The 18,379-nt window shown below is 61.6% G+C and carries 18 protein-coding genes; 10 read left to right on the top strand and 8 right to left on the bottom strand.

Features of this window, described 5'->3' with window-relative positions:
- The first annotated feature begins 39 nt into the window (after positions 1–39).
- Entirely contained in the window at positions 40–720 is a 681-nt protein-coding gene (locus CKA81_RS16060) for a protein-L-isoaspartate O-methyltransferase family protein (RefSeq protein WP_128356204.1), read from the top strand.
- The gene (locus CKA81_RS16055; RefSeq protein ID WP_128356203.1) at positions 721–2,067 is read left to right on the top strand and encodes a TolC family outer membrane protein; all 1,347 of its coding nucleotides are present in this window, start codon (positions 721–723) and stop codon (positions 2,065–2,067) included. It abuts the gene before it with no gap.
- 4 nt (positions 2,068–2,071) lie between these two features.
- Here CKA81_RS16055 and CKA81_RS16050 read toward each other — a convergent pair whose 3' ends face one another.
- From CKA81_RS16050 to ubiE, 6 genes are all read right to left on the bottom strand, one after another.
- Positions 2,072–2,554, bottom strand: a complete 483-nt coding sequence (locus CKA81_RS16050) for an adenylyltransferase/cytidyltransferase family protein (RefSeq protein ID WP_128356890.1) — start codon at positions 2,552–2,554, stop codon at positions 2,072–2,074.
- A 29-nt stretch (positions 2,555–2,583) separates the two neighbouring features.
- Entirely contained in the window at positions 2,584–3,435 is an 852-nt protein-coding gene (locus tag CKA81_RS16045) for a ferritin family protein (protein WP_128356202.1), read from the bottom strand.
- Positions 3,436–3,489: 54 nt separating this feature from the next.
- Complete coding sequence (gene ubiB, locus CKA81_RS16040; protein ID WP_128356201.1) at positions 3,490–5,046, bottom strand: ubiquinone biosynthesis regulatory protein kinase UbiB; 1,557 nt, start codon at positions 5,044–5,046, stop codon at positions 3,490–3,492.
- Positions 5,047–5,048: 2 nt separating this feature from the next.
- On the bottom strand, positions 5,049–5,675 hold the full coding sequence (locus CKA81_RS16035; RefSeq protein ID WP_128356200.1) for a ubiquinone biosynthesis accessory factor UbiJ: 627 nt from the start codon (positions 5,673–5,675) through the stop codon (positions 5,049–5,051).
- Positions 5,676–5,766: 91 nt separating this feature from the next.
- Positions 5,767–6,729, bottom strand: coding sequence for a Tim44 domain-containing protein (locus CKA81_RS16030; protein WP_128356199.1), 963 nt, complete (start codon positions 6,727–6,729; stop codon positions 5,767–5,769).
- A 191-nt stretch (positions 6,730–6,920) separates the two neighbouring features.
- Positions 6,921–7,697, bottom strand: a complete 777-nt coding sequence (gene ubiE / locus CKA81_RS16025; protein WP_128356198.1) for a bifunctional demethylmenaquinone methyltransferase/2-methoxy-6-polyprenyl-1,4-benzoquinol methylase UbiE — start codon at positions 7,695–7,697, stop codon at positions 6,921–6,923.
- A 120-nt stretch (positions 7,698–7,817) separates the two neighbouring features.
- On the opposite strand from ubiE, the gene phoB reads away from it, so the two are divergent.
- Genes phoB through CKA81_RS16000 form a run of 5 tightly spaced genes read left to right on the top strand, consistent with a single transcriptional unit; the run spans position 7,818 to position 12,048 of the window.
- Positions 7,818–8,519: a phosphate regulon transcriptional regulator PhoB gene (phoB, locus tag CKA81_RS16020; RefSeq protein ID WP_128356197.1), complete on the top strand. Its 702-nt coding sequence runs from the start codon at positions 7,818–7,820 to the stop codon at positions 8,517–8,519.
- Complete coding sequence (gene phoR / locus CKA81_RS16015; protein ID WP_128356196.1) at positions 8,516–9,895, top strand: phosphate regulon sensor histidine kinase PhoR; 1,380 nt, start codon at positions 8,516–8,518, stop codon at positions 9,893–9,895. The genes phoB and phoR overlap by 4 nt, the downstream gene beginning before the upstream one ends.
- On the top strand, positions 9,879–10,310 hold the full coding sequence (locus CKA81_RS16010) for a VOC family protein (RefSeq protein WP_128356195.1): 432 nt from the start codon (positions 9,879–9,881) through the stop codon (positions 10,308–10,310). The genes phoR and CKA81_RS16010 overlap by 17 nt, the downstream gene beginning before the upstream one ends.
- A gap of 20 nt (positions 10,311–10,330) precedes the next feature.
- Positions 10,331–11,062 carry a 5-oxoprolinase subunit PxpB gene (gene pxpB, locus CKA81_RS16005; protein ID WP_128356194.1) on the top strand — a complete coding sequence of 244 codons (732 nt, stop codon included), beginning with the start codon at positions 10,331–10,333 and terminating at the stop codon, positions 11,060–11,062.
- Positions 11,059–12,048 carry a 5-oxoprolinase subunit C family protein gene (locus CKA81_RS16000; RefSeq protein WP_128356193.1) on the top strand — a complete coding sequence of 330 codons (990 nt, stop codon included), beginning with the start codon at positions 11,059–11,061 and terminating at the stop codon, positions 12,046–12,048. Before pxpB ends, CKA81_RS16000 begins: the two co-directional genes overlap by 4 nt.
- Here the strand turns inward: CKA81_RS16000 and CKA81_RS15995 are convergent, their stop codons facing one another.
- The gene (locus CKA81_RS15995) at positions 12,049–12,387 is read right to left on the bottom strand and encodes an STAS domain-containing protein (RefSeq protein WP_128356192.1); all 339 of its coding nucleotides are present in this window, start codon (positions 12,385–12,387) and stop codon (positions 12,049–12,051) included.
- Between the two features lie 109 nt (positions 12,388–12,496).
- Between CKA81_RS15995 and CKA81_RS15990 the strand changes: the two genes are divergently transcribed.
- Genes CKA81_RS15990 through alr form a run of 3 tightly spaced genes read left to right on the top strand, consistent with a single transcriptional unit; the run spans position 12,497 to position 15,878 of the window.
- Complete coding sequence (locus tag CKA81_RS15990; RefSeq protein WP_128356191.1) at positions 12,497–14,284, top strand: solute carrier family 23 protein; 1,788 nt, start codon at positions 12,497–12,499, stop codon at positions 14,282–14,284.
- An 11-nt stretch (positions 14,285–14,295) separates the two neighbouring features.
- Positions 14,296–14,742 carry an ATP-binding protein gene (locus tag CKA81_RS15985; RefSeq protein WP_128356190.1) on the top strand — a complete coding sequence of 149 codons (447 nt, stop codon included), beginning with the start codon at positions 14,296–14,298 and terminating at the stop codon, positions 14,740–14,742.
- On the top strand, positions 14,739–15,878 hold the full coding sequence (gene alr / locus CKA81_RS15980) for an alanine racemase (RefSeq protein WP_128356189.1): 1,140 nt from the start codon (positions 14,739–14,741) through the stop codon (positions 15,876–15,878). The genes CKA81_RS15985 and alr overlap by 4 nt, the downstream gene beginning before the upstream one ends.
- Here alr and CKA81_RS15975 read toward each other — a convergent pair.
- Entirely contained in the window at positions 15,817–18,300 is a 2,484-nt protein-coding gene (locus tag CKA81_RS15975) for an MFS transporter (protein WP_128356188.1), read from the bottom strand. The genes alr and CKA81_RS15975 overlap by 62 nt on opposite strands.
- Positions 18,301–18,379: the final 79 nt, after the last annotated feature.

Here is an 18,379-nt window from a genome sequence, read left to right as displayed (position 1 = left end):
AAGACGCTACTATCCGCGTCTGTTTCCTGTGTAGAAGCCATGAAAGTTACCGCCCTGTCTGAAGTCGAACAGGCTCGATTCAACATGATCGAGCAACAGATCCGTCCCTGGGAGGTCTTGAACCAACAGGTGCTGCAGGCCCTCTTCGAGGTGCAACGCGAGCGCTATGTACCCGCGCCCATGCAGGGCCTGGCATTTTCTGATGTCGAGCTGCCCCTGATCATCAATGCTGTCGACACACGCGAAACCATGCTTACGCCCAAGGTCGAAGCCCGGCTGGCCCAAGAGCTGCAACTGAAGCCTACCGACTGCGTGCTCGAGATCGGCACCGGGTCGGGCTACCAGGCAGCGCTACTGGCAAGGCTGGCGCAGCAAGTTACCAGCATCGAGGTCGATAGCCGGCTGGCCGCCTTCGCCCAGGAAAACCTGCAGCGCAATCAAGTGGACAACGTAACCGTCGAAACCGGCGACGCCCATGCCGGTTGGGGCACCACCGAGTACGACGCCATCCTGGTCACCGGCTCGGTCCCCGTCGTGCCCGACGCACTGAAGTATCAGTTGCGCATTGGTGGTCGCCTGGTCGTCGTGGTGGGTCAAAGCCCCGTGATGACCGCCTGTCGTATCACTCGCAATAGCGCCGCCAGCTTCGATACCGTCACCTTGTTTGACACCATCATCAAGCCATTGCGCGGTGCAACGGTCACGCAATTCAAGTTCTAGATGGCAAAGGGCAGCCGGTACGCCACATGCGTTCTTGCATGCTTGCTGACGATCGCGTCGCTGCCCACTTATGGGCAAGATCTGCTTGATGTCTGGCAATTGGCCCTACAGCGCGATCCCATCTACGCTGCCAACCGCGCGGCGCGGGACGCCGAACAAGAAATCGTCCCCCAGGCACGTGCCCGACTGCTACCCTATGTTTCGGCCGATGCCGTCGCCGAGGTGGAGAACGCCCGTCGACTGGAAGGCCTGGACCGTAGCACCAGCAACCGCCGGGCGTTATGGGCGCTGACGCTGATACAGCCGGTCTTCAATCTGTCCGCCTGGAGCGCCTATGAGCGCGCCGAGACCGTAGCCAGCCTGGCCGACGTCGCACAGGCCAGCGCCTATCAGGAACTCATTCTTCGTGTGGCGCAGTCGTACTTCGATGTGCTGGCCGCACAAGACACCCTGCGCGCCTTGCTGGCGGAAAAAGCAGCCGTCGAGACCCAGTTGCAAGCCGCCCGCCAGGGTTTCGAGCTGGGCAGCACCACCATTACCGACACCTACGAGGCTCAAGCCCGGCTTGACCTCTTGAATGCCGGCGAACTGCAGGCCCGCAACGCCTTGCAACTAAGTCAGGACCGCCTGGCCCGCATCATCGACGAACGCCCGCAGCAATTGGCCGAACTGGCGCCTGGTACCAGCTTGCCGGCACCAGAACCTGCCCGGGTGGACGCCTGGACTACGCAGTCGGCCACAGCCAGCCTCGATGTGGCGCAGGCAGAGCTTGCCGCCCGCATCGTCGAGAAGCAAATTGATATCGCCAAAAGCCAGCACTACCCCACCGTAAGCCTGCAGGCGCAAACCGGCAGTGCCTCGGACCGCGGGCTGTACAACACCGGTGGCGGACCGAGATCGCTGGACAGCACGATAGGCCTGCACTTGTCGATCCCGATTTTTACAGGGGGAGAGATCTCGTCGGTTGTGCGCGAGCAGACCACCAGGCTGCAACAGGCCCGCTATGAACTCGAGAACGCCAAACGGCTGGCCAGGCAGGCAACGCTGCAACATTACTCAGGCGTGATTTCGGGATTGGCGCAAATCCAAGCATTGCAAGCCGCCGAGAAGTCCAGCCTGGCCTCCGTGCAAGCCAACCGCCTCGGGTATGAGGTCGGAGTACGCATCAACATCGACGTCTTGAATGCACAGCAGCAATTGTTTGAGACCCAGCGCAGCCTGTCCAGGGCCCGTTACGACACGCTGATGAGCAGCCTGCGCTTGAAGGCCAGCAGCGGCATCCTGACTGCTCAGGACATCGTGGCCATCAATAAATTGCTGTCCGAGCAGGCTGCGCGGCCTTCCTGAGCGTCTATTGACGTATCTTGCGCAGCAAGGCCGTCGTCGACCGCTCGAATTCGAAAGGAATCGCCACGGCGGTGCCGCCCCAGCTTTTGACACTGGCCGTTTCGGGCAATGTCTCCATATCGTAGTCGCCACCCTTTACGATGATGTCCGGCCGCAGCGCTTCAATTAGAGCTTGAGGCGTGTCTTCGTCAAACGAGGTCACCATGCTTACGCTGGCCAGCGCCGCCACCATGGCCGCGCGATCTGCCAGCGTATTAAGCGGGCGATCATCGCCTTTGCCCAGCCGGCGCACCGATGCATCGGTGTTCAGGGCGACGATCAGGCTTGCGCCCAGCCGCAGTGCCGCGTCCAGATAAGTGACATGGCCCCGATGCAAGATATCGAACACACCATTGGTAAACACCAGCGGGCGCGGCAAAGCGCCCGCGCGCACAGCCGCCACGCAATCATCGCGGCTGAGGATCTTGGTTTCGAAGCTGGCCGGCATGCTGGCGCGGCGATCCTGGCTTGCAGGCATCAGGCCGGCGCCAGGCCCTTGATGAGCTCTTTGCGATAGCGATTCAGGTCTTGCACCGTGCTGAAGGTGTTATCCATCAGCAAGGACATATTGTGCAGGATGCGAGAGCTGACCCGCGTCTCCCATTCGTTATCAAAACAGATCTGGTTGTCCAGCCAATTTTCGAGCCAGCCGGGGGACGGCAGTTGCGACTGCACAGTATCCATGGGGTAAAGCTCTTTATTGACGTGCAGGTTGGTGGGGTGCAGCGCTTGTGGAGTGCGGTGCGCCGATGCCATCAATACGCCGATTTTCGAGAAGGCGATGCGGGCATGGTGGCCGAAGTCTTTGCCGCGATGCAGGATCGCGCGCTTCATGTAGCGCAGATAGGCGCCCGCGTGGCGAGCTTCGTCTTGTGCGATGATTTTGTACAAGGCCTTGATGACGGGTTCGGTGTGCCAGTCGGCCGCACGGCGATACCAGTGGTTAAGCCGGACCTCGCCGCAAAAGTGCAGCATCAGGGTTTCGAGCGCCGGGGCCGGATCGAACTCGAAACGCACCTTGTGCAGTTCCTCTTCGGTGGGCACGAGCTCGGGCCGGAAACGACGCAGGTATTCCATTAACGCCAGCGAGTGCTTCTGTTCCTCAAAAAACCACACCGACATAAAGGCCGAGAAATCGCTGTCGTCGCGATTGTCGCGCAGGAACATCTCGGTGGCCGGCAAGGCTGCCCATTCGGTAATGGCGTTCATCTTGACGGTGTAAGCCTGGTCGTCGGTCAGTTTGCTACCGTCAAAGTCATCCCACGGAATGTCGGTGGCCATGTTCCAGCGCACGGCTTCCATCGATTTGAACAATTCGGGATAAAGCATAGATATCTCTCTTGATTGAATCCAGGAACGGGGTCGGTAGCTGCCCGGCGTTGCCTATTGGCGCGTGAGCGCCCAAACGGCCACGCCTAGCGCGACAGCGGCGATGGCCGATAGCGCCACCAGCAAGCGATTGGTCTGTTCCTGGGCACGGCGCAAGCGTTGGAGCTCCAAGTTTAACGCAGGGCCCGTGTCAGTTCTATTAAGGTTGGCATAAACCAGCCGCGGAATCTGAGGAAGGATTTGCGACCACTGGGCCGCTTCTTTTTCGAGCTGGGTGCGCAGGCCTTTCAGGCCCACGCGCTCGTGCATCCATTTTTCCAGATAAGGTTTGGCAGTTTGCCAAAGGTCCAGATTGGGATCGAGCTCGCGCCCTATCCCCTCGATATTAAGCAAGGTTTTCTGCAGCAGCACCAGTTGCGGCTGTATCTCCACATTGAAACGGCGCGACGTCTGGAACAGGCGCAACAGCACTTGCCCCAGCGAGATCTCGGACAGGGGACGGTCGAAATAAGGTTCGCACACGGCGCGTACCGCCCCTTCGAGTTCCTCTTCGCGCGTGGTGGGCGGGACCCAGCCCGACTCGATATGCAGTTGCGCCACGCGATGGTAGTCGCGCTGGAAAAAAGCCAGGAAATTTTGCGCCAGATAGTTTTTGTCGAACTCGGACAAGGAGCCGACGATGCCGAAATCCAGCGCAATATAGCGGCCCAGGGTGGCGGGCTCGTCCGACACATAGATATTGCCGGGGTGCATGTCGGCATGAAAGAAACCGTCGGCGAAAACCTGGGTGAAGAAGATTTCAACGCCCTTGCGTCCCAGCTCTTTGGTGTCGATGCCCGCAGCCCTCAGGCGATCGATATGGCTGACGGGTATGCCATACATGCGCTCCATGGTGAAGACCGTGGTGGCGCAGTATTCCCACACCACTTCGGGCACCATGAGCAGCTCTTCACGACCGCTCTCGACAGAAAAGTTGCGCCGCAACTGGCTGCAATTGGACGCCTCGCGAATCAGGTCAAGCTCGTCGTGCAGATAGTTGTCGAATTCAGCCACGACCTGTCGCGGCTTCAGGCGACGCCCGTCAGCCGCCATGCGCTCGACCAGACCCGCCAGTACCCGCAATAGCGCAAGGTCTTTCTCGATGATGTCGCGCATGCCCGGCCGCAGTACCTTGACGGCAACATCGCGGCCATCGTGCAGCACGGCAAAGTGCACTTGCGCGATCGACGCCGAAGCCACCGGGTCGGTCTCAAAGTGCTTGAACAAGGTATGCGGCGATGCACCCAGCGCCGCTTCGATGGATGCCGCCGCCACATCCGACGGAAAAGGCGGCACCCGGTCTTGCAGCATGGCCAGCTCGATGGCCACATCCAGCGGTATCAAGTCGCGTCTGGTCGATAGCACCTGGCCAAACTTGACGTAAATGGGGCCCAGCGTTTCAAGAGCCAGGCGCAGCCTTAGTCCACGAGCCATCTTGGGTGGACGGCCAAAGCGGACAATGCGCAGCAAGGCATAGGCGACCGGATGCTTGATACCCGACAGAACCAGCTCGTCCAGCCGATAGCGCAGTGCAACGAAAACAATATGGGCAAGACGAAAAATGGTGAACATCGTCAGGCCCTGCGCGCGGACGCAGCCGTCAGTGCGGACAGGCGCGACTCGAGCCGATCCAGGCGGCTTGCCAACTGCTGCACGGTTGCGGACCAGTCGGAGTACGCAGGTCGGCTGGCCATCATGTTGCTTTCTTCGGTAAGGAACTCAGCCGCGTTGCCGGCCAGACGTTGTCCTGCGGTACGCAGGCCGTCGGAAGCCGAGCGGCCGGCGCCAACCAGGCGCAAGGCCGTCATGTCGCCAAGTACGCGGGCAAGGTCCTCTTCGAGATCCCATCGCAGGTCGCGGGCAAGCTCGGACACCACCCTGGCCAGGCCGGCGTCGCCCTGGACATGCAGCAGCTCGGCAATGCCATCGGGATCGCGCGATTGAAGCAGGTCGGGCAGCCTGGACAGATGCGCCAGTGGCACGGTAAGCGTTACGTCGGGAATGATGGCGGGGTCGCTGGTTTGAACCAGGCCGCCGGCCTGAATCGAGAAGTTGGCCTTGAAGCCTCCAACCACGAAGCCGACCGACTTTCCGGCATGTCTGGCCAGGCGCTCGCGGGCCCAATCCTCGCGCTGCAGTAATTTGTTGAGCGCACGCGCACTTAAGGCGGAAGGGGCAAGAAATGGCGGCAAAGGAAACATGTTGTGGGGTGCGCGGTAAAACCGTCTGCCAGGAGCTGATGAAGCAAGAGCTCAAGTTTAACGGTTTTGGCCGCGCAGGACCCTCCAGCGCTTAACTGGCGTATTTCACTGGAATCTGCTGGATGCCGGCAAGCAACCACCCAGCACCGTCAGCCTTGTAGAGATTCCAGACTTCTTCGAAGCGGAATGCTTCGGCATCTTTGGCCTCGCGCAGCATGCCCGAATAACGGACGCTGGCCAGATGGCCGCCAGAAACGGCCTCGATGCCCAGCAATTCGGCATTCAGCAGCACGACTTCGGTGACGTTGTTTTCGCTGCGCGCGAGGATCTCGGGCTTGACTTCAGAAATGAGGTCGTCGGTCATGTAATCGCGCAGTTTGTCCAGATCGCCGCTGTCCCAGACAGCCTGGATTTCAATGAATTGCGCCTTGGCGTTGCCCAGGAATGCCGCGCTGTCGAAGTCGCTGGGGATGAACCAGCTTTCGTCTACCGGTGCGGCTGGCGCGACAGGCGCAGCAGCAGGCGTGGCAGCCGGGGTTGCAGCCGCGCCGTTCTGGCGGAAGACGTTTTGCTGCTGTGCACCCTGGCGCTGCATAGGGTTATTGCCATGGCCTGCGCCCTGCGTAGCCGTACGCGCCGCGCCGGCACGCAGCCTACGCACGATGAACATGACGCCGAACACCAGCAAGGCTATCAGTGCCAGGCTGGACATCATTTCGAGAAAGGCGCCCGACATGCCCAGATGGGACAGCAATGCGGCTATACCCAGGCCGGCAGCGATGCCGGCGATGGGGCCCAGCCAGCGCGAGGCGCCGCTCTTGGCCGCTGTGCCTGCTGCCGCCGCACCAGCTGCGGGTGCCGCTGCACGGGGCGTTGCCGCTGCCGCCGGCGGTGTGACAGCCTGACGCTGCTGTGTGATGTTGGACGATTGACGGCCAAAGCTTTTTCCGCCGCCCATGCGGCGCGCTTCGGCGTCGAATGACACGGACAGCATCGCTCCGGCGGCGACCGCCAGCATCACGATGGACATTAGCCGTGAAAATCGTTGAGACATGGAAAGCTCCTGTGGGCGCGGCGCAAGTCAGCGCTGTGCCCGGTTGATCGGTTGGTGATGGACAGTGCCTGGATTCTATTGACTGTGGTCCAAGTCTTACTGGAAGCTGAACATTAGCACAAGCGCGCGAGATACGCACGTAAAGATGCGGCCCCTTGCCGGAAAAACTGCTACAGGAATGTACCGGGCAGCTAGCCGAGGTTGACGCCTTCATGCAAGGCGACCAGCCCGGCAGTCAGATTGAAGTAGCGCACCCGCGACAGGCCGGCATCTTCGAGCATGCCGGCCAAAGTGTCCTGGTCGGGGTGCATGCGTATGGATTCGGCCAGGTAACGGTAACTGGCCTCGTCCCCCGCAACCTTCTTGCCCAGCCAGGGTAAGATATTGAACGAATACCAATCGTAGGCGGGTGCCAGTGGTTTCGCTACCCGCGAGAATTCCAATACCAGCAGTTTGCCGCCCGGTTTGAGCACGCGCCGCATTTCGGCCAGGGCATGCTCTTTATGAGTCATGTTGCGCAAACCGAAGGCCACACTGACGCGATCGAAATGACCGGTCGGGAAAGGAAGTTTCTCGGCGTCGCAGACGGCGGCGGGAACCAACAAGCCGCTGTCGATCAGGCGATCACGGCCCACTCGCAGCATGGAATCGTTGATGTCGGTAAGCCAGACCTCGCCGGAAGGGCCGGCTTTCTTGGCAAAGGCCCGCGCCAAATCGCCGGTGCCGCCCGCAATATCCAGAACTTTCATGCCCGGCCGGATATCGGCGCGGGAAACCGTGAAGGCTTTCCAGATGCGATGCAGCCCGCCGGACATGAGGTCGTTCATGACGTCGTACCGACTGGCGACCGAATGGAAAACCTCGGCCACCTTATGGGCCTTCTCGCGCTCGTTCACGGTTTTAAAACCGAAGTGCGTGCTGGCGCCTTGGGCCGGTGGATCCTGGGGAGAAGTGCTGGTGTTTGGCATGGTTTACCAATCGTACAACAATACGGCCTTCCTAAGGAAAGCCGGCCGGCCCCTGGGTGTTCACAAACTTGTAATAATTGCGCCATATTATGTAGGCAGTCCTTCACACTATCAGGCGCCATGAGCACGACCATACTTGTTATTGAAGACGAACCAGCAATCCAGGAGCTGATCTCCGTGAATTTGTCCTTCGCGGGCCATAAGGTATTGCGGGCCTTCGACGCCGAGCAGGCCCAGACCTTGATACGAGCCGAGCTACCCGACCTGATTTTGCTGGACTGGATGCTCCCAGGCGCGTCAGGCATCACACTGGCACGCACGCTGCGCTCGGACGAGCGCACTCGCCACGTACCGGTGATCATGCTGACTGCCAAGGGATCCGAACACGACAAGGTCGAAGGCCTGGAGGCAGGCGCGGACGACTACATCACCAAGCCGTTTTCTCCTAAGGAGCTGATGGCCCGGATCAAGGCCGTGCTTCGGCGCCGCGCCCCCCAACTGACCGATGACGCCATTCAGATCGGCAGCTTGCGGCTCGACCCCGCCACCCATCGGGTGACCGGCGACGAGATCTCGCTGACAATAGGACCGACCGAATTTCGTCTGCTACACTTTTTCATGACACATACCGAGCGCGTGTTCTCCCGCGCCCAGTTGCTGGATCAAGTGTGGGGCGATCACGTTTTCGTGGAAGAGCGCACTGTAGACGTGCATATCCGGCGTCTGCGCAAGGCGCTCGAACCTGCCGGCCATGATCAGCATATTGAGACCGTACGGGGCGCCGGATACCGGTTTACCGCCCAACTACCCAAGCTTGCATGATCAAAACCATTATTTCAGTAGGCCTGTGGGCCGCAGCGGGCTGGCTGATCGGCCTATGGCTGGGGGCCGAGACGGGATGGGCGGTACTTTGCCTGGGCTTGTTGATCATGATCTTGGTCAGCGGCCTGCAACTATCGCGAATCTCGCAGTGGGTACGCGACATTCATGCTCCGCCGCCGCCCTCTGTGGGTCCGTGGGATGAAATACTGGCCCCGATCTACCGACAGCTACGCAAGGACAGCCGGCAAATCGAAGAGCTGAACCGCAACGTCAATGGCATTATGCTGGCCGCTGAAGCGCTGCCGGACGGCGCCATCACCCTGGACGAGGCCATGCACCTGACATGGTGCAATCAAATGGCCAGCGAACATCTCGGCCTGGACCTGAAGATAGACCGCAATCACAGCATCTTCAATATTTTGCGGGCGCCCGAATTTGCGCGCTACGCCCGCCAGAAGGCGTGGCCAGGACCGATACTGCTGCACATGAACAGCGACGGCCAGGACAAGGCGCTGCTGGTGCAACTGACCCGCTACGGCATAGGCCATTTCCTTATCGTTACCCGCGATGTGACGCAGGTCGAAAAATTGGAAACTACACGCAAGGACTTCGTGGCGAATGTCTCGCACGAGCTGCGTACCCCGCTGACCGTACTGTCCGGCTTTCTGGAGACCCTGCGAGACATGCCGGAAGAATCGCTCAGCCAAGAGCAGAAGCATCGCTATCAAACGCTTATGCTGGAGCAGGCCCAGCGCATGCAGGCCATCGTCGACGATCTGCTTACGCTTTCCACGCTGGAGTCTTCCCCCCATGCCGAAGGCGTGCCGGTAGCGATGGACCAGATCATCCACAAAGCCCTGCAACAAGGCCGCGTCCTGTCCGGCGATCAGCATGTATTCGTGGACAACATTGCCGAGGGCCTGTGCATCAAGGGGATAGAAACGGAACTGGCTTCGGCGGTTTCAAATCTGCTCACCAACGCCATCCGCTACACGCCCAAGGACGGGACGATCACCGTCAGTTGGTACATAACGGAAGACGGACACGCCTGCTATTCCGTGCAAGACACCGGCATAGGCATTGCCCCTCAAGACATTCCCCGGCTAAGCGAACGCTTCTATCGCGTCGATCGCGGGCGGTCGCGTGCCACCGGAGGCACGGGCCTGGGCCTGGCAATTACCAAGCATGTCGCCATGCGGCACAATGCCGAAATGGCCATACAGAGCCGCTTCGGTGCAGGCAGCATCTTCTCGTTGAACTTCCCCCGGCGCGGGTTTGCATGCAAGTTTCCGAAACTCATTAAAATGGAGCTTGCCATCGCCGCGACCGCGTCGATCCCGAACGTTACGGAGCATCTCGATGTCCCAGAAAAATAATCTTCCGCCCTTTCACCTGGCCTTTCCCGTCCGCGACCTGGCCGAGGCGCGCGCCTTCTACGGAAACCTGCTGGGCTGCCCTGAAGGCCGATCATCCGAGCAATGGGTGGATTTCGATTTTTATGGCCATCAGATCGTGGCCCATCTTTCGCCGGAAGAATGCGGGCAAGCCGCCACCAGCAGTGTCGACGAGCATAACGTGCCAGTGCGCCACTTTGGCGCCGTGCTCGACATGGCCACCTGGGAAGCACTGGCGGCCAAGCTGAAGGCTGCCGGCACGGAGTTCGTCATCGAGCCTTATGTGCGCTTCAAAGGCGAACCCGGCGAACAAGCGACCATGTTCTTCCTGGACCCTTCGGGCAACGCACTCGAGTTCAAGTCCTTTCAGGACATGAGCTCTTTGTTCGCCAAATAACCGCGTCCTTGCAGCCCTACGTGTTGTCGTCCGATCAGACCTCCCGCCGCGGCTGGTCCATATTGCCACAAGGCGATCGCTGCCTGATTTTGGTCTTCGGCCAGGACATACAGGTCGATACCGGGCGGCGCTGTGCGCTGGCCGCTGCCGCCCTACGGGCAGCGCAGCTTAGTGGCATCTCCGACATCGTCCCGACTTTCAATACCGTTGCCCTGCACTTTCAACCAGAAGGCTTGGGGAAAGGCGCCGGCATCGCGCAACTGGCGTCCGAGGTAAACCACGTGCTTGATGCCGCCATGTCCCAAGAGCAAATTACAAGCAGCGGCAAGCAAGTGGAGATTCCGGTCTGTTATGGCGGTGAGCATGGCCCTGACCTGCAAGCGGTGGCTGATCATTGCAAGCTGGACCCAGCGGAGGTCATACGCTTGCACAGCCATGAGCCTGCCTATGTCTTCATGCTGGGGTTTGCACCGGGCGCGCCCTATATTGGTGTGCACGACCCCAAGCTGTCCATCGGGCGGCGCGACACGCCGCGCACCTTGCTGCCGGCCGGTTCGGTGGCCATCGCGAACCTGCAAACCATGATTTATCCCAATGCCAGCCCGGGCGGCTGGAACATTATCGGGGCAACGCCTGTCGTGCTGTTCGATCCCACCCAGGATCCGCCCACACTGTTGCAACCGGGCGATACCGTGAAGTTCGTGCCTATAGATGCCCAGGCCTTCCAGGCGCTACGGCAAGAAACCGCATGACTGTCACCGTTATCAAGCCCGGCCTGCTCTCCAGCTTCCAGGATCTTGGCCGCCATGGGCATCAGTATCTGGGCGTTCCAGTTGGCGGCGCCATGGACACACGTGCCCACCGCCTGGCCAATTTGCTGGTTGGCAACGCGCAAGACGAGGCCACGCTGGAGATCACCCTGGCCGGGCCAACGCTGCGCTTTGACTCGCCGGCTTGCATAGCCATCAGTGGCGCGCAACTGGGTGCCATGCTTAATGGACAAGCCATACCGAACAATCGCCCGCTGGTGCTGCGAGCGGGCGATATTCTGTCTTTCGGCGGTCGGCAATCCGGCCTGCGCGCCTATATAGCCTGGCACGGCGGCGTAGACCTGCCCCCCGTCCTGTCCAGCCGCAGCACCTACCTGAGAGGCGGCTTTGGCGGCTACCAGGGCCGGGCACTACGCCAGGGCGATGTCTTCTCCATGCCGTGGCGGCCCGGCGCAACAGACCTGGGCGCATTGGCCGACGAGTTATGGAAGATCAAGGTTTACCTTCCTGCAACGCTAAGCGCAATGGCCCGCGGCGCAATAAGGGCCGTGAAGGGAGCCCATGCAGCGCTGTTCACGACTGCCTCGGTCCAGCAGTTTTTTGATGCCGATTTCAAAATAAGCCCGAACTCTGAACGCATGGGCTATCGCCTGCAAGGGCCAACCTTGAGCCTGCGCAGCAACCAGCAGTTGTTATCCGAAGCCACCAGCTTTGGAAGCGTCCAGGTGCCGGCCGACGGAAACCCGATCATCTTGATGGCCGACCGCCAGACCACGGGCGGTTATGCCAAGATCGCACATGTCGCCACGGTGGACCTGCCCATTGTGGCGCAATGCATGCCGGGCGACGCCTTGCGTTTCGTGGAAATCACACTGGAAGAGGCGCAACAGCTTGATGATCATCGCATCGCCGCGTTCGACTTGTTAAGCTGCAACCTGGCGCCGCTGCGCGCCCTTTTTAAAGACTGATCAGGCCTGGATCTGTTGCAGCGCCACGCTGCGGCTGTCGACGACGGTAAGAATGGAAAGAAAACCGCTGATGTCAAAGACCTCGCGCACCTGAGGTTGCAGCGAGCAAAGAATGAGACGGCCGGCATTTTGTTTCAGGCGCTTGGCCAGCATCAGGACGACCCGCAGGCCGGCGCTGGAGATGTAATCGAGCTGAGACAGGTCCAGCACACACAGGTGCTCGCCTTTCTCGACCCAGCCCAGAAGCTCGGTTTCGATCGCTGCTGCATTGGCGCTGTTAATTTGGCCGGCAGCCGATACCACGAGGGTATCGCCGCTTTTTTCAGTAGTGAGACTCATAAGGGAAACCGTTGGTTGTATGTAATGGTATTTGGCTTTGTAATCGATGCAACGTTAAGTATCGACTCAATATAATACGCGACAATCCATCGTGAGGCAGCACAACTTCATGCCATTCCAAAGAGATAAGCCACGGGTTTTTGCGGGCCTGCCCCGAAACCCGCCGTTCAGACGTCCGCACGATCTGGTGTATGCATCGAACGAGCGGCCACCCATGGTGGCGCTGACCGGACTGGCGTTGCAACACGTCGCAACGGCGCTGGCACTGATCGCCTATGTGCTCGCTTCGGCCAAGATCGCCGGCCTGGACGCCGATGGAACACGCAGCATGGTGACGGCAACCATCCTGGGTATGGCCATCGCCACCTTCCTGCAGTCGTGGGGCGGACGCATGGGCTCCGGACTGCTCCTGGTCCACATGCCCGATCCCCTGTTGGTTCTGCTTTCCGGCATGGTGGCCGCAGAGTACGGCGTAGGCGGCCTGGTCATGGTGGGGGCGGTGAACGGGCTGGTCGCCATGGGTGCCGGTTTTGTTGTTCCCCGCCTGCGGGCCATACTGCCCCCCACCGTGGCAGGCGTGGTCGTATGCGTGGCGGGCCTGTCGCTGATCACTCCTGCACTTACGCATACTGGCGGTCTGAACGGCACAGGTGGTGTCGACGCCATGGACGCCCTGGTCGGCGGCGCCACACTGGCGGTAATCGTGGCCCTGTCCATCTGGGGGAATCATCAGGCCAAGCTGTTTGCGCTGCTGGCCGGCCTGATTGTCGGCATCGGCCTGTCGGCGGCGCTCGGACAAGTGGAAGGCCTGGATGCCCTCACCAAGGTCCCGGTCATTGCCCCGCCCCACCTGCCCACGCCGGTATTTCATATTGATCCTGGCGTGCTCGCCGCCGTCGCGGTTCTTGCGTTGATGACCCAGTTGGACACCTTCGGTTGCGTCGTGCTGATGCACAAGATGAATGACGCCGACTGGCGCCGGCCGGAGATGCGTATGGTGGGTGGCGGCATTCGCGCCAGCGGGATGGCCAATTTCCTGGCTGCCTGGTTGGGCGCCTACCCCACCGCCATATCGTCGGCCAATATTGCGCTTAGCCACATCAGCCGTTCCACTTCCCGCTGGATCGGCCTGGCTGCGGCGGCCCTCCTGGGGCTGGCTGCCTTCCTGCCGCAAGTTTCGCTTGCGCTTACCCTGATCCCCACACCGGTGATTGGCGCGGTGGAAGTCTACGCGGCCGCCTATCTCATCGTCTCGGGCGTCGAGCTGATTGCTTCGCGCGCCATGGACTCGCGCGGCATCTTCATGGTGGGCATCGCCTTCGTCCTCGGGGTGGGGCTGATGTTCATGCCGGAGCTTTCCAAGCTTGCGCCGACATCGCTGCAGTTTATTGCAGGCAATGGCATTATCGTTGCGGGGCTTACCGCCATCACGCTGAATCTTCTGTTTCGGTTGGGCACCTCCCAACGCGAGCAACAGGCCTTGCCAGGCGATGACCCCGCCACGGCCAGCCGCCTGGCACTGGCCTTCATCGAAGAAAACGGCGCCCGCTGGAGCGCGCGTCGTGAAGCCGTGCGCCGCGCAGCGCAGGCAGCACTGGAAGCCGTCGAAGCCATACAGACGGCCGGCGGTGGCCGGCAGCTACAGGCAATACGCGGCAGTTTTGACGAATTCAACCTGGACATTGAGTTGCTGCACGCCGGCCCACCCCTGCAGCTGGGAGACGGCAAACCCCACGCGCACGCCGAACTGCTGGACATCGATGACCATGCTTTCATGGCCGCGCTGGACGAAACCATGGCGGGAGTCGCGCAAGTGCTGCTGCGGCGCTTGGCGGATCGCGTTTCGAGCGGAATCCGTGGCGAACAATCCTACCTTCGGTTACATTTCGATCATTGATCCCACCGTCCATGACTATGCAGACATACGCAACGCTGTCCCTGGTGCCTGGGCCCGACACGGTTCCGCTGGCACTGCACTGGTTGGACGACGTGGTGGCCACCCTGGGCTGGCCGCCGCGCACCAGCTTCAAGCTGCGACTGTGCCTGGACGAAGCGCTGACCAACGTCGTGATGTATGGCTTCCCCCAAGACCAGGCCAAGCCCGGCGACGAGATCGCCCTCAGCATCCTGGGCCACGACGAACAACGGATCGTCGAAATCCTGGATAACGGCCCTGCCTATGATCCCACGCACAATCAACCGGCTGACTTGGTCGATACTCTGAGCGAGGCCAAGATAGGCGGCCACGGCTTGCGCCTGATGCGACACTTCCTGCAAGACATTCAGTACCAACGCATCGAGGGGCGCAACCGGCTGCGGCTGATCGCAGCCGACGAGCCCGACCCGACATCATGAGCTGCGCTGCGCAATCCCGCATCCATGCCCGCATCGACGCATCGGCCATCGCTCATAACCTGGCTAGACTGCGCAGCCTCCTGGCCCTGCATAGTGCCATCGTGCCGCGCGTGTGGGCGGTCTGCAAGGCTGACGCCTACGGCCATGGGCTGGCGTTAAGCCTGCCCGGCATGGCGGCTGCCGACGGCCTCGCCGTCATGGACGTCGCATCCGCGGCGGCGTGCCGCGAACTGGGATGGCGCAAGCCCATCTTGCTGTTGGGCAGCCCCGCCAATATGGCAGAGTTGCAAGACAGTGGGCTGTCTCCCCTGCATGTCGTCATAGACGACGAAAGCCAACTGGACGAGTTGGCGCGCCAAGGCCCCGGAGACTTGACCTTGTGGCTGCGTTTCAGCGGCGACCTGCGTCATGCCGGCTTCAGTGCCCACGCCTACCGCCGCGGGTTCGAGCGGGCAACCCGGCTGCAGCAAACGGGCATCGTCCAGCAAGTCGGCCATCTGCTGCACTACGCCCGTGCCGAAGAGCCCGAATACCTGCGTGCCGAACGCGCAAGCTTTGAAGCACTCGTCGCCGGACTGCCCGGCCCGCGCTGCACTGAGAACTCCGCCGCCCTGCTGTCCGACCCTGAATACGCGGGCAGCACGGCATGGGTGCGCAGTGGCATCGCGCTTTACGGCATCAGCCCGCTGGCCGGCATCACGGGCGAACACCTGGGCCTGAAGCCCGCCATGACGCTGTTTGCTGACATCCACGCCATCCAACAGGTACCCGCGGGCAGTCCGCTGGGCTATGGCGGTGCTTTCGTGGCCGAGCATGATTTGCGGATAGCGCTGGTGCACTGCGGCTATGCGGACGGGTATCCCCGCCAGCCCGGGCCCGACGCCTGTGTACTGATAGCGGGCCAGGAATGCGCTGTGGTCGGGCGCGTCTCGATGGATACCGTCGCCATCGACGTGACAGCCCATCCGGCCGCGCAACGCGGCACCACCGTCACCTTGTGGGGCGACGCGGCTTTACCCGTAGAGCGCATCGCAGCATCTGCGGGCACCATTGCCGCCCAACTGTGTACCGGACTTACGGCGCGGGTGCCGAGGCTGCGGGCTCACGGTCCACTGCCCGAGGCGCAAACACAATAAAAGCCAGCGTCGCAACCAGGTAAACAAGGCCCGTCAATGCCAGGCCGCCGGACATGCCCATGGAAGCGAACAGGCCACCCACCATCAAGGGGCCCAGCATCTGGCCAAACTTGTCGGCCCCGCGCATGATGCTGGTGGAGCCGCCCGCACCATATCTTTGTACCGTGTCCAGGCTGAGCATATACGCCGCCTGCGCGCCACCGGCCATGCAACTGGCCAAGGCCAGCAACACCACCGCGCTTGCAGCAGCCAGCACGCCATCCATGAAATACAGACTGAGCAATCCGGCGCTGCCCACCAGCCCGCCAGCGGCGATCCAGCATTTCTTGCAGGGACTGCGGTCAGCCAGCCGGCCCATGTAGGGCCCGACATAAATCACGCACAAGCCATAGAGCATCAGTATGCGGCCCGTCCCGGCCGGCGTCCCGCCCCATGCCTCCATGTAGAGCGGCAGCGCATAAGTCAGCAACCCAACTTGCGCGATGGAAAACGGAATCACACAGCCGGCCAGCAACATGCCGAAATCACGGGTGGCAAGCAGTTGGCGCAGTGCTCGCCACGAGCGCACCCCATACCCGGCGGCAAGGGACGGCGCGCGGCTGACCTGCTGATGGCGATAGGGCCACATCAGGGTGAAGACACCGATGGCTGGCAAGGCCAGCAAGCCGGCGCCCGAAATAAAGACGACCGCCGGCCCGGATTGCTCCATCAGCATGGCGCCGACCGCCGCACCGGATAAGTGCCCCGCGAAAAGGCCGGCGATGACGGCAGCCATATTGCGGCCCCGGTAGGCAGCCGGGCTGCGTATGACGATGAAACCTTGCAGTCCCATCCAGGTCAGGCCATAGCCCAGACCCACCAGGCCGCGGGCCGCCGTGAACGAAGGCAGCGACGTTGCCAGCGCACAGACCAGATTGCCGGCAACCGACACCAGCAAGCCGGCAAGCACTGGCCATTGCCAGCCACGACGGTCAGTGAGGCGCCCCGCCAGCAATGCCGTCAGCAAACCGCAGCCCATTTCTGCGGCGATAGGCAGCGCCACCAGGAATGCTGCGCTGTCGACCGTCACGCCTGGTGCGAGCAGCGATCGGGCATAGAGCGGCAGAAAGCTTAGCGGCAAGGCCAGTGCGAACAAGAATCCGAACATGACCGGCCTGACGACATTGCCAACCTCGGAAGGATCGTCCAGTCCCGACGCCTCTCCTTTCGGATCCCTGACCGTGACCGCGAAGGCACGATTCATCAGCAGTGTCAGCAATAGCAAAAGCTCAATGGCGGCAACCAGGGCAACCGCCACCACCGTGCCGGCGTCCAGGACGCGTTCGCGCACCCCGGCTGCGATCAGGTCCCTGTCCAGCAAAATTTGCAGGCGCGCCGCTATGGGTGCCTGGGGCGCTGCACGCAAAGGGAAGACCAGCGTGTCGGCATCCGCCACAGCGGGCGCGGCGATATCCAGCGCACCTTGTGCATCGGCTCGATTCAACATCGCACCTTGGGCATCCAGCAGCCGTAGTTCGCCCACCACCGGGAATGACGCTGCCAGCCGGGCCATGGGTCGCTCCACGCCGCGCCAGTGCTCGGGCGCCACGCCGTATGCCAGCAAGCGCTGCAAGTCGCGCTGCAAATCCTGGCCCAGCAATCGCGTATTGTCCTGCGTGACCTGCACCCACACATCGCGGAAAGTATGAATGGTGTAGGCGGCGTAGACACCTTGCGCCATCAGCAACACCAGCAGCGGTACGACGAGCCTGGCCTTGCTGGCGCTGGCCAGCTCGTGCAGCGGCATGGCAAAGCGAAACACCAGTGCCAGGATGAGCGCGGCGCCCAATGTGGAGAGGGCCAGCACCCAGAGGTTTTCCTGCAGCAATCCGCTGCTGTGCACATCCTGCAGTTCCAACTGGACAATGACTGCGCCTGCTATCGTGCCGTCTGGCCGACGCAGTGGGACCGCCACTGCTACCGCCTCTTGGGCCACATGCTGGGCCGCCCCCGATCCGCGCAAGCTGGCCCGACGTCCATCAGTGCCATCTTGCAGCAGTATGCCCAGTAGTTGCTTCGCCGGTGCCGGGCCTACGGTGCCCGTCACCATTTGCCCATCGGCCATCACAACGCCAGCGGCGGCAAGATCCGGCGCGTTATCGCGCAGGGCAGCAAGCAGCTCGGCCAGCCCAAAGTACTGCGCCAAGGGTTTGCCCAGCGACAGCCCGGTCTGAATTTGCGCCGCTGCCTGCCTGCCCAGCAGTTCGGCACGCTGGGCGGTATTGTCCGCCGCAAGCCGATTCAGTGCCGACAGGCTCAGCGCGCCAATGAGCCCTTGCGCCAGCAGCAACACCAGCATGCAAGCCAGCAATACGTCGCGCAGCGGGCGTCGTCGCCTGACAGGCCCGCCTTGCTGCTCTACGCTGGTGCCGCCTTGCGACATGGGTGCCGCTCCTTTCTGTTACGTCGTGTGCGCAATAGTAAATTACAATCACATGCAAAAGTACACCACTCCGGTCGTC

Origin of the sequence: Pollutimonas thiosulfatoxidans (assembly GCF_004022565.1) — a bacterium.
GTDB classification, from domain to species: Bacteria; Pseudomonadota; Gammaproteobacteria; order Burkholderiales; family Burkholderiaceae_B; genus Pusillimonas_D; species Pusillimonas_D thiosulfatoxidans.
This window is presented reverse-complemented; position numbering and strand designations above follow the sequence as displayed.

What these genes read in the sequence shown, in the direction of transcription:
- CKA81_RS16035 (WP_128356200.1), bottom strand. Translation starts at nt 5,675, where the DNA reads ATGTTTCCTTTGCCGCCATTTCTTGCCCCTTCCGCCTTAAGTGCGCGT.
- ubiE (WP_128356198.1), bottom strand. Translation starts at nt 7,697, where the DNA reads ATGCCAAACACCAGCACTTCTCCCCAGGATCCACCGGCCCAAGGCGCC.
- CKA81_RS15985 (WP_128356190.1), top strand. Translation starts at nt 14,296, where the DNA reads ATGACTATGCAGACATACGCAACGCTGTCCCTGGTGCCTGGGCCCGAC.
- CKA81_RS16050 (WP_128356890.1), bottom strand. Translation starts at nt 2,554, where the DNA reads ATGCCGGCCAGCTTCGAAACCAAGATCCTCAGCCGCGATGATTGCGTG.
- alr (WP_128356189.1), top strand. Translation starts at nt 14,739, where the DNA reads ATGAGCTGCGCTGCGCAATCCCGCATCCATGCCCGCATCGACGCATCG.
- CKA81_RS15990 (WP_128356191.1), top strand. Translation starts at nt 12,497, where the DNA reads ATGCCATTCCAAAGAGATAAGCCACGGGTTTTTGCGGGCCTGCCCCGA.
- CKA81_RS16010 (WP_128356195.1), top strand. Translation starts at nt 9,879, where the DNA reads ATGTCCCAGAAAAATAATCTTCCGCCCTTTCACCTGGCCTTTCCCGTC.
- CKA81_RS15995 (WP_128356192.1), bottom strand. Translation starts at nt 12,387, where the DNA reads ATGAGTCTCACTACTGAAAAAAGCGGCGATACCCTCGTGGTATCGGCT.
- CKA81_RS16045 (WP_128356202.1), bottom strand. Translation starts at nt 3,435, where the DNA reads ATGCTTTATCCCGAATTGTTCAAATCGATGGAAGCCGTGCGCTGGAAC.
- ubiB (WP_128356201.1), bottom strand. Translation starts at nt 5,046, where the DNA reads ATGTTCACCATTTTTCGTCTTGCCCATATTGTTTTCGTTGCACTGCGC.
- CKA81_RS16000 (WP_128356193.1), top strand. Translation starts at nt 11,059, where the DNA reads ATGACTGTCACCGTTATCAAGCCCGGCCTGCTCTCCAGCTTCCAGGAT.
- CKA81_RS15975 (WP_128356188.1), bottom strand. Translation starts at nt 18,300, where the DNA reads ATGTCGCAAGGCGGCACCAGCGTAGAGCAGCAAGGCGGGCCTGTCAGG.
- CKA81_RS16030 (WP_128356199.1), bottom strand. Translation starts at nt 6,729, where the DNA reads ATGTCTCAACGATTTTCACGGCTAATGTCCATCGTGATGCTGGCGGTC.
- phoR (WP_128356196.1), top strand. Translation starts at nt 8,516, where the DNA reads ATGATCAAAACCATTATTTCAGTAGGCCTGTGGGCCGCAGCGGGCTGG.
- phoB (WP_128356197.1), top strand. Translation starts at nt 7,818, where the DNA reads ATGAGCACGACCATACTTGTTATTGAAGACGAACCAGCAATCCAGGAG.
- CKA81_RS16060 (WP_128356204.1), top strand. Translation starts at nt 40, where the DNA reads ATGAAAGTTACCGCCCTGTCTGAAGTCGAACAGGCTCGATTCAACATG.
- CKA81_RS16055 (WP_128356203.1), top strand. Translation starts at nt 721, where the DNA reads ATGGCAAAGGGCAGCCGGTACGCCACATGCGTTCTTGCATGCTTGCTG.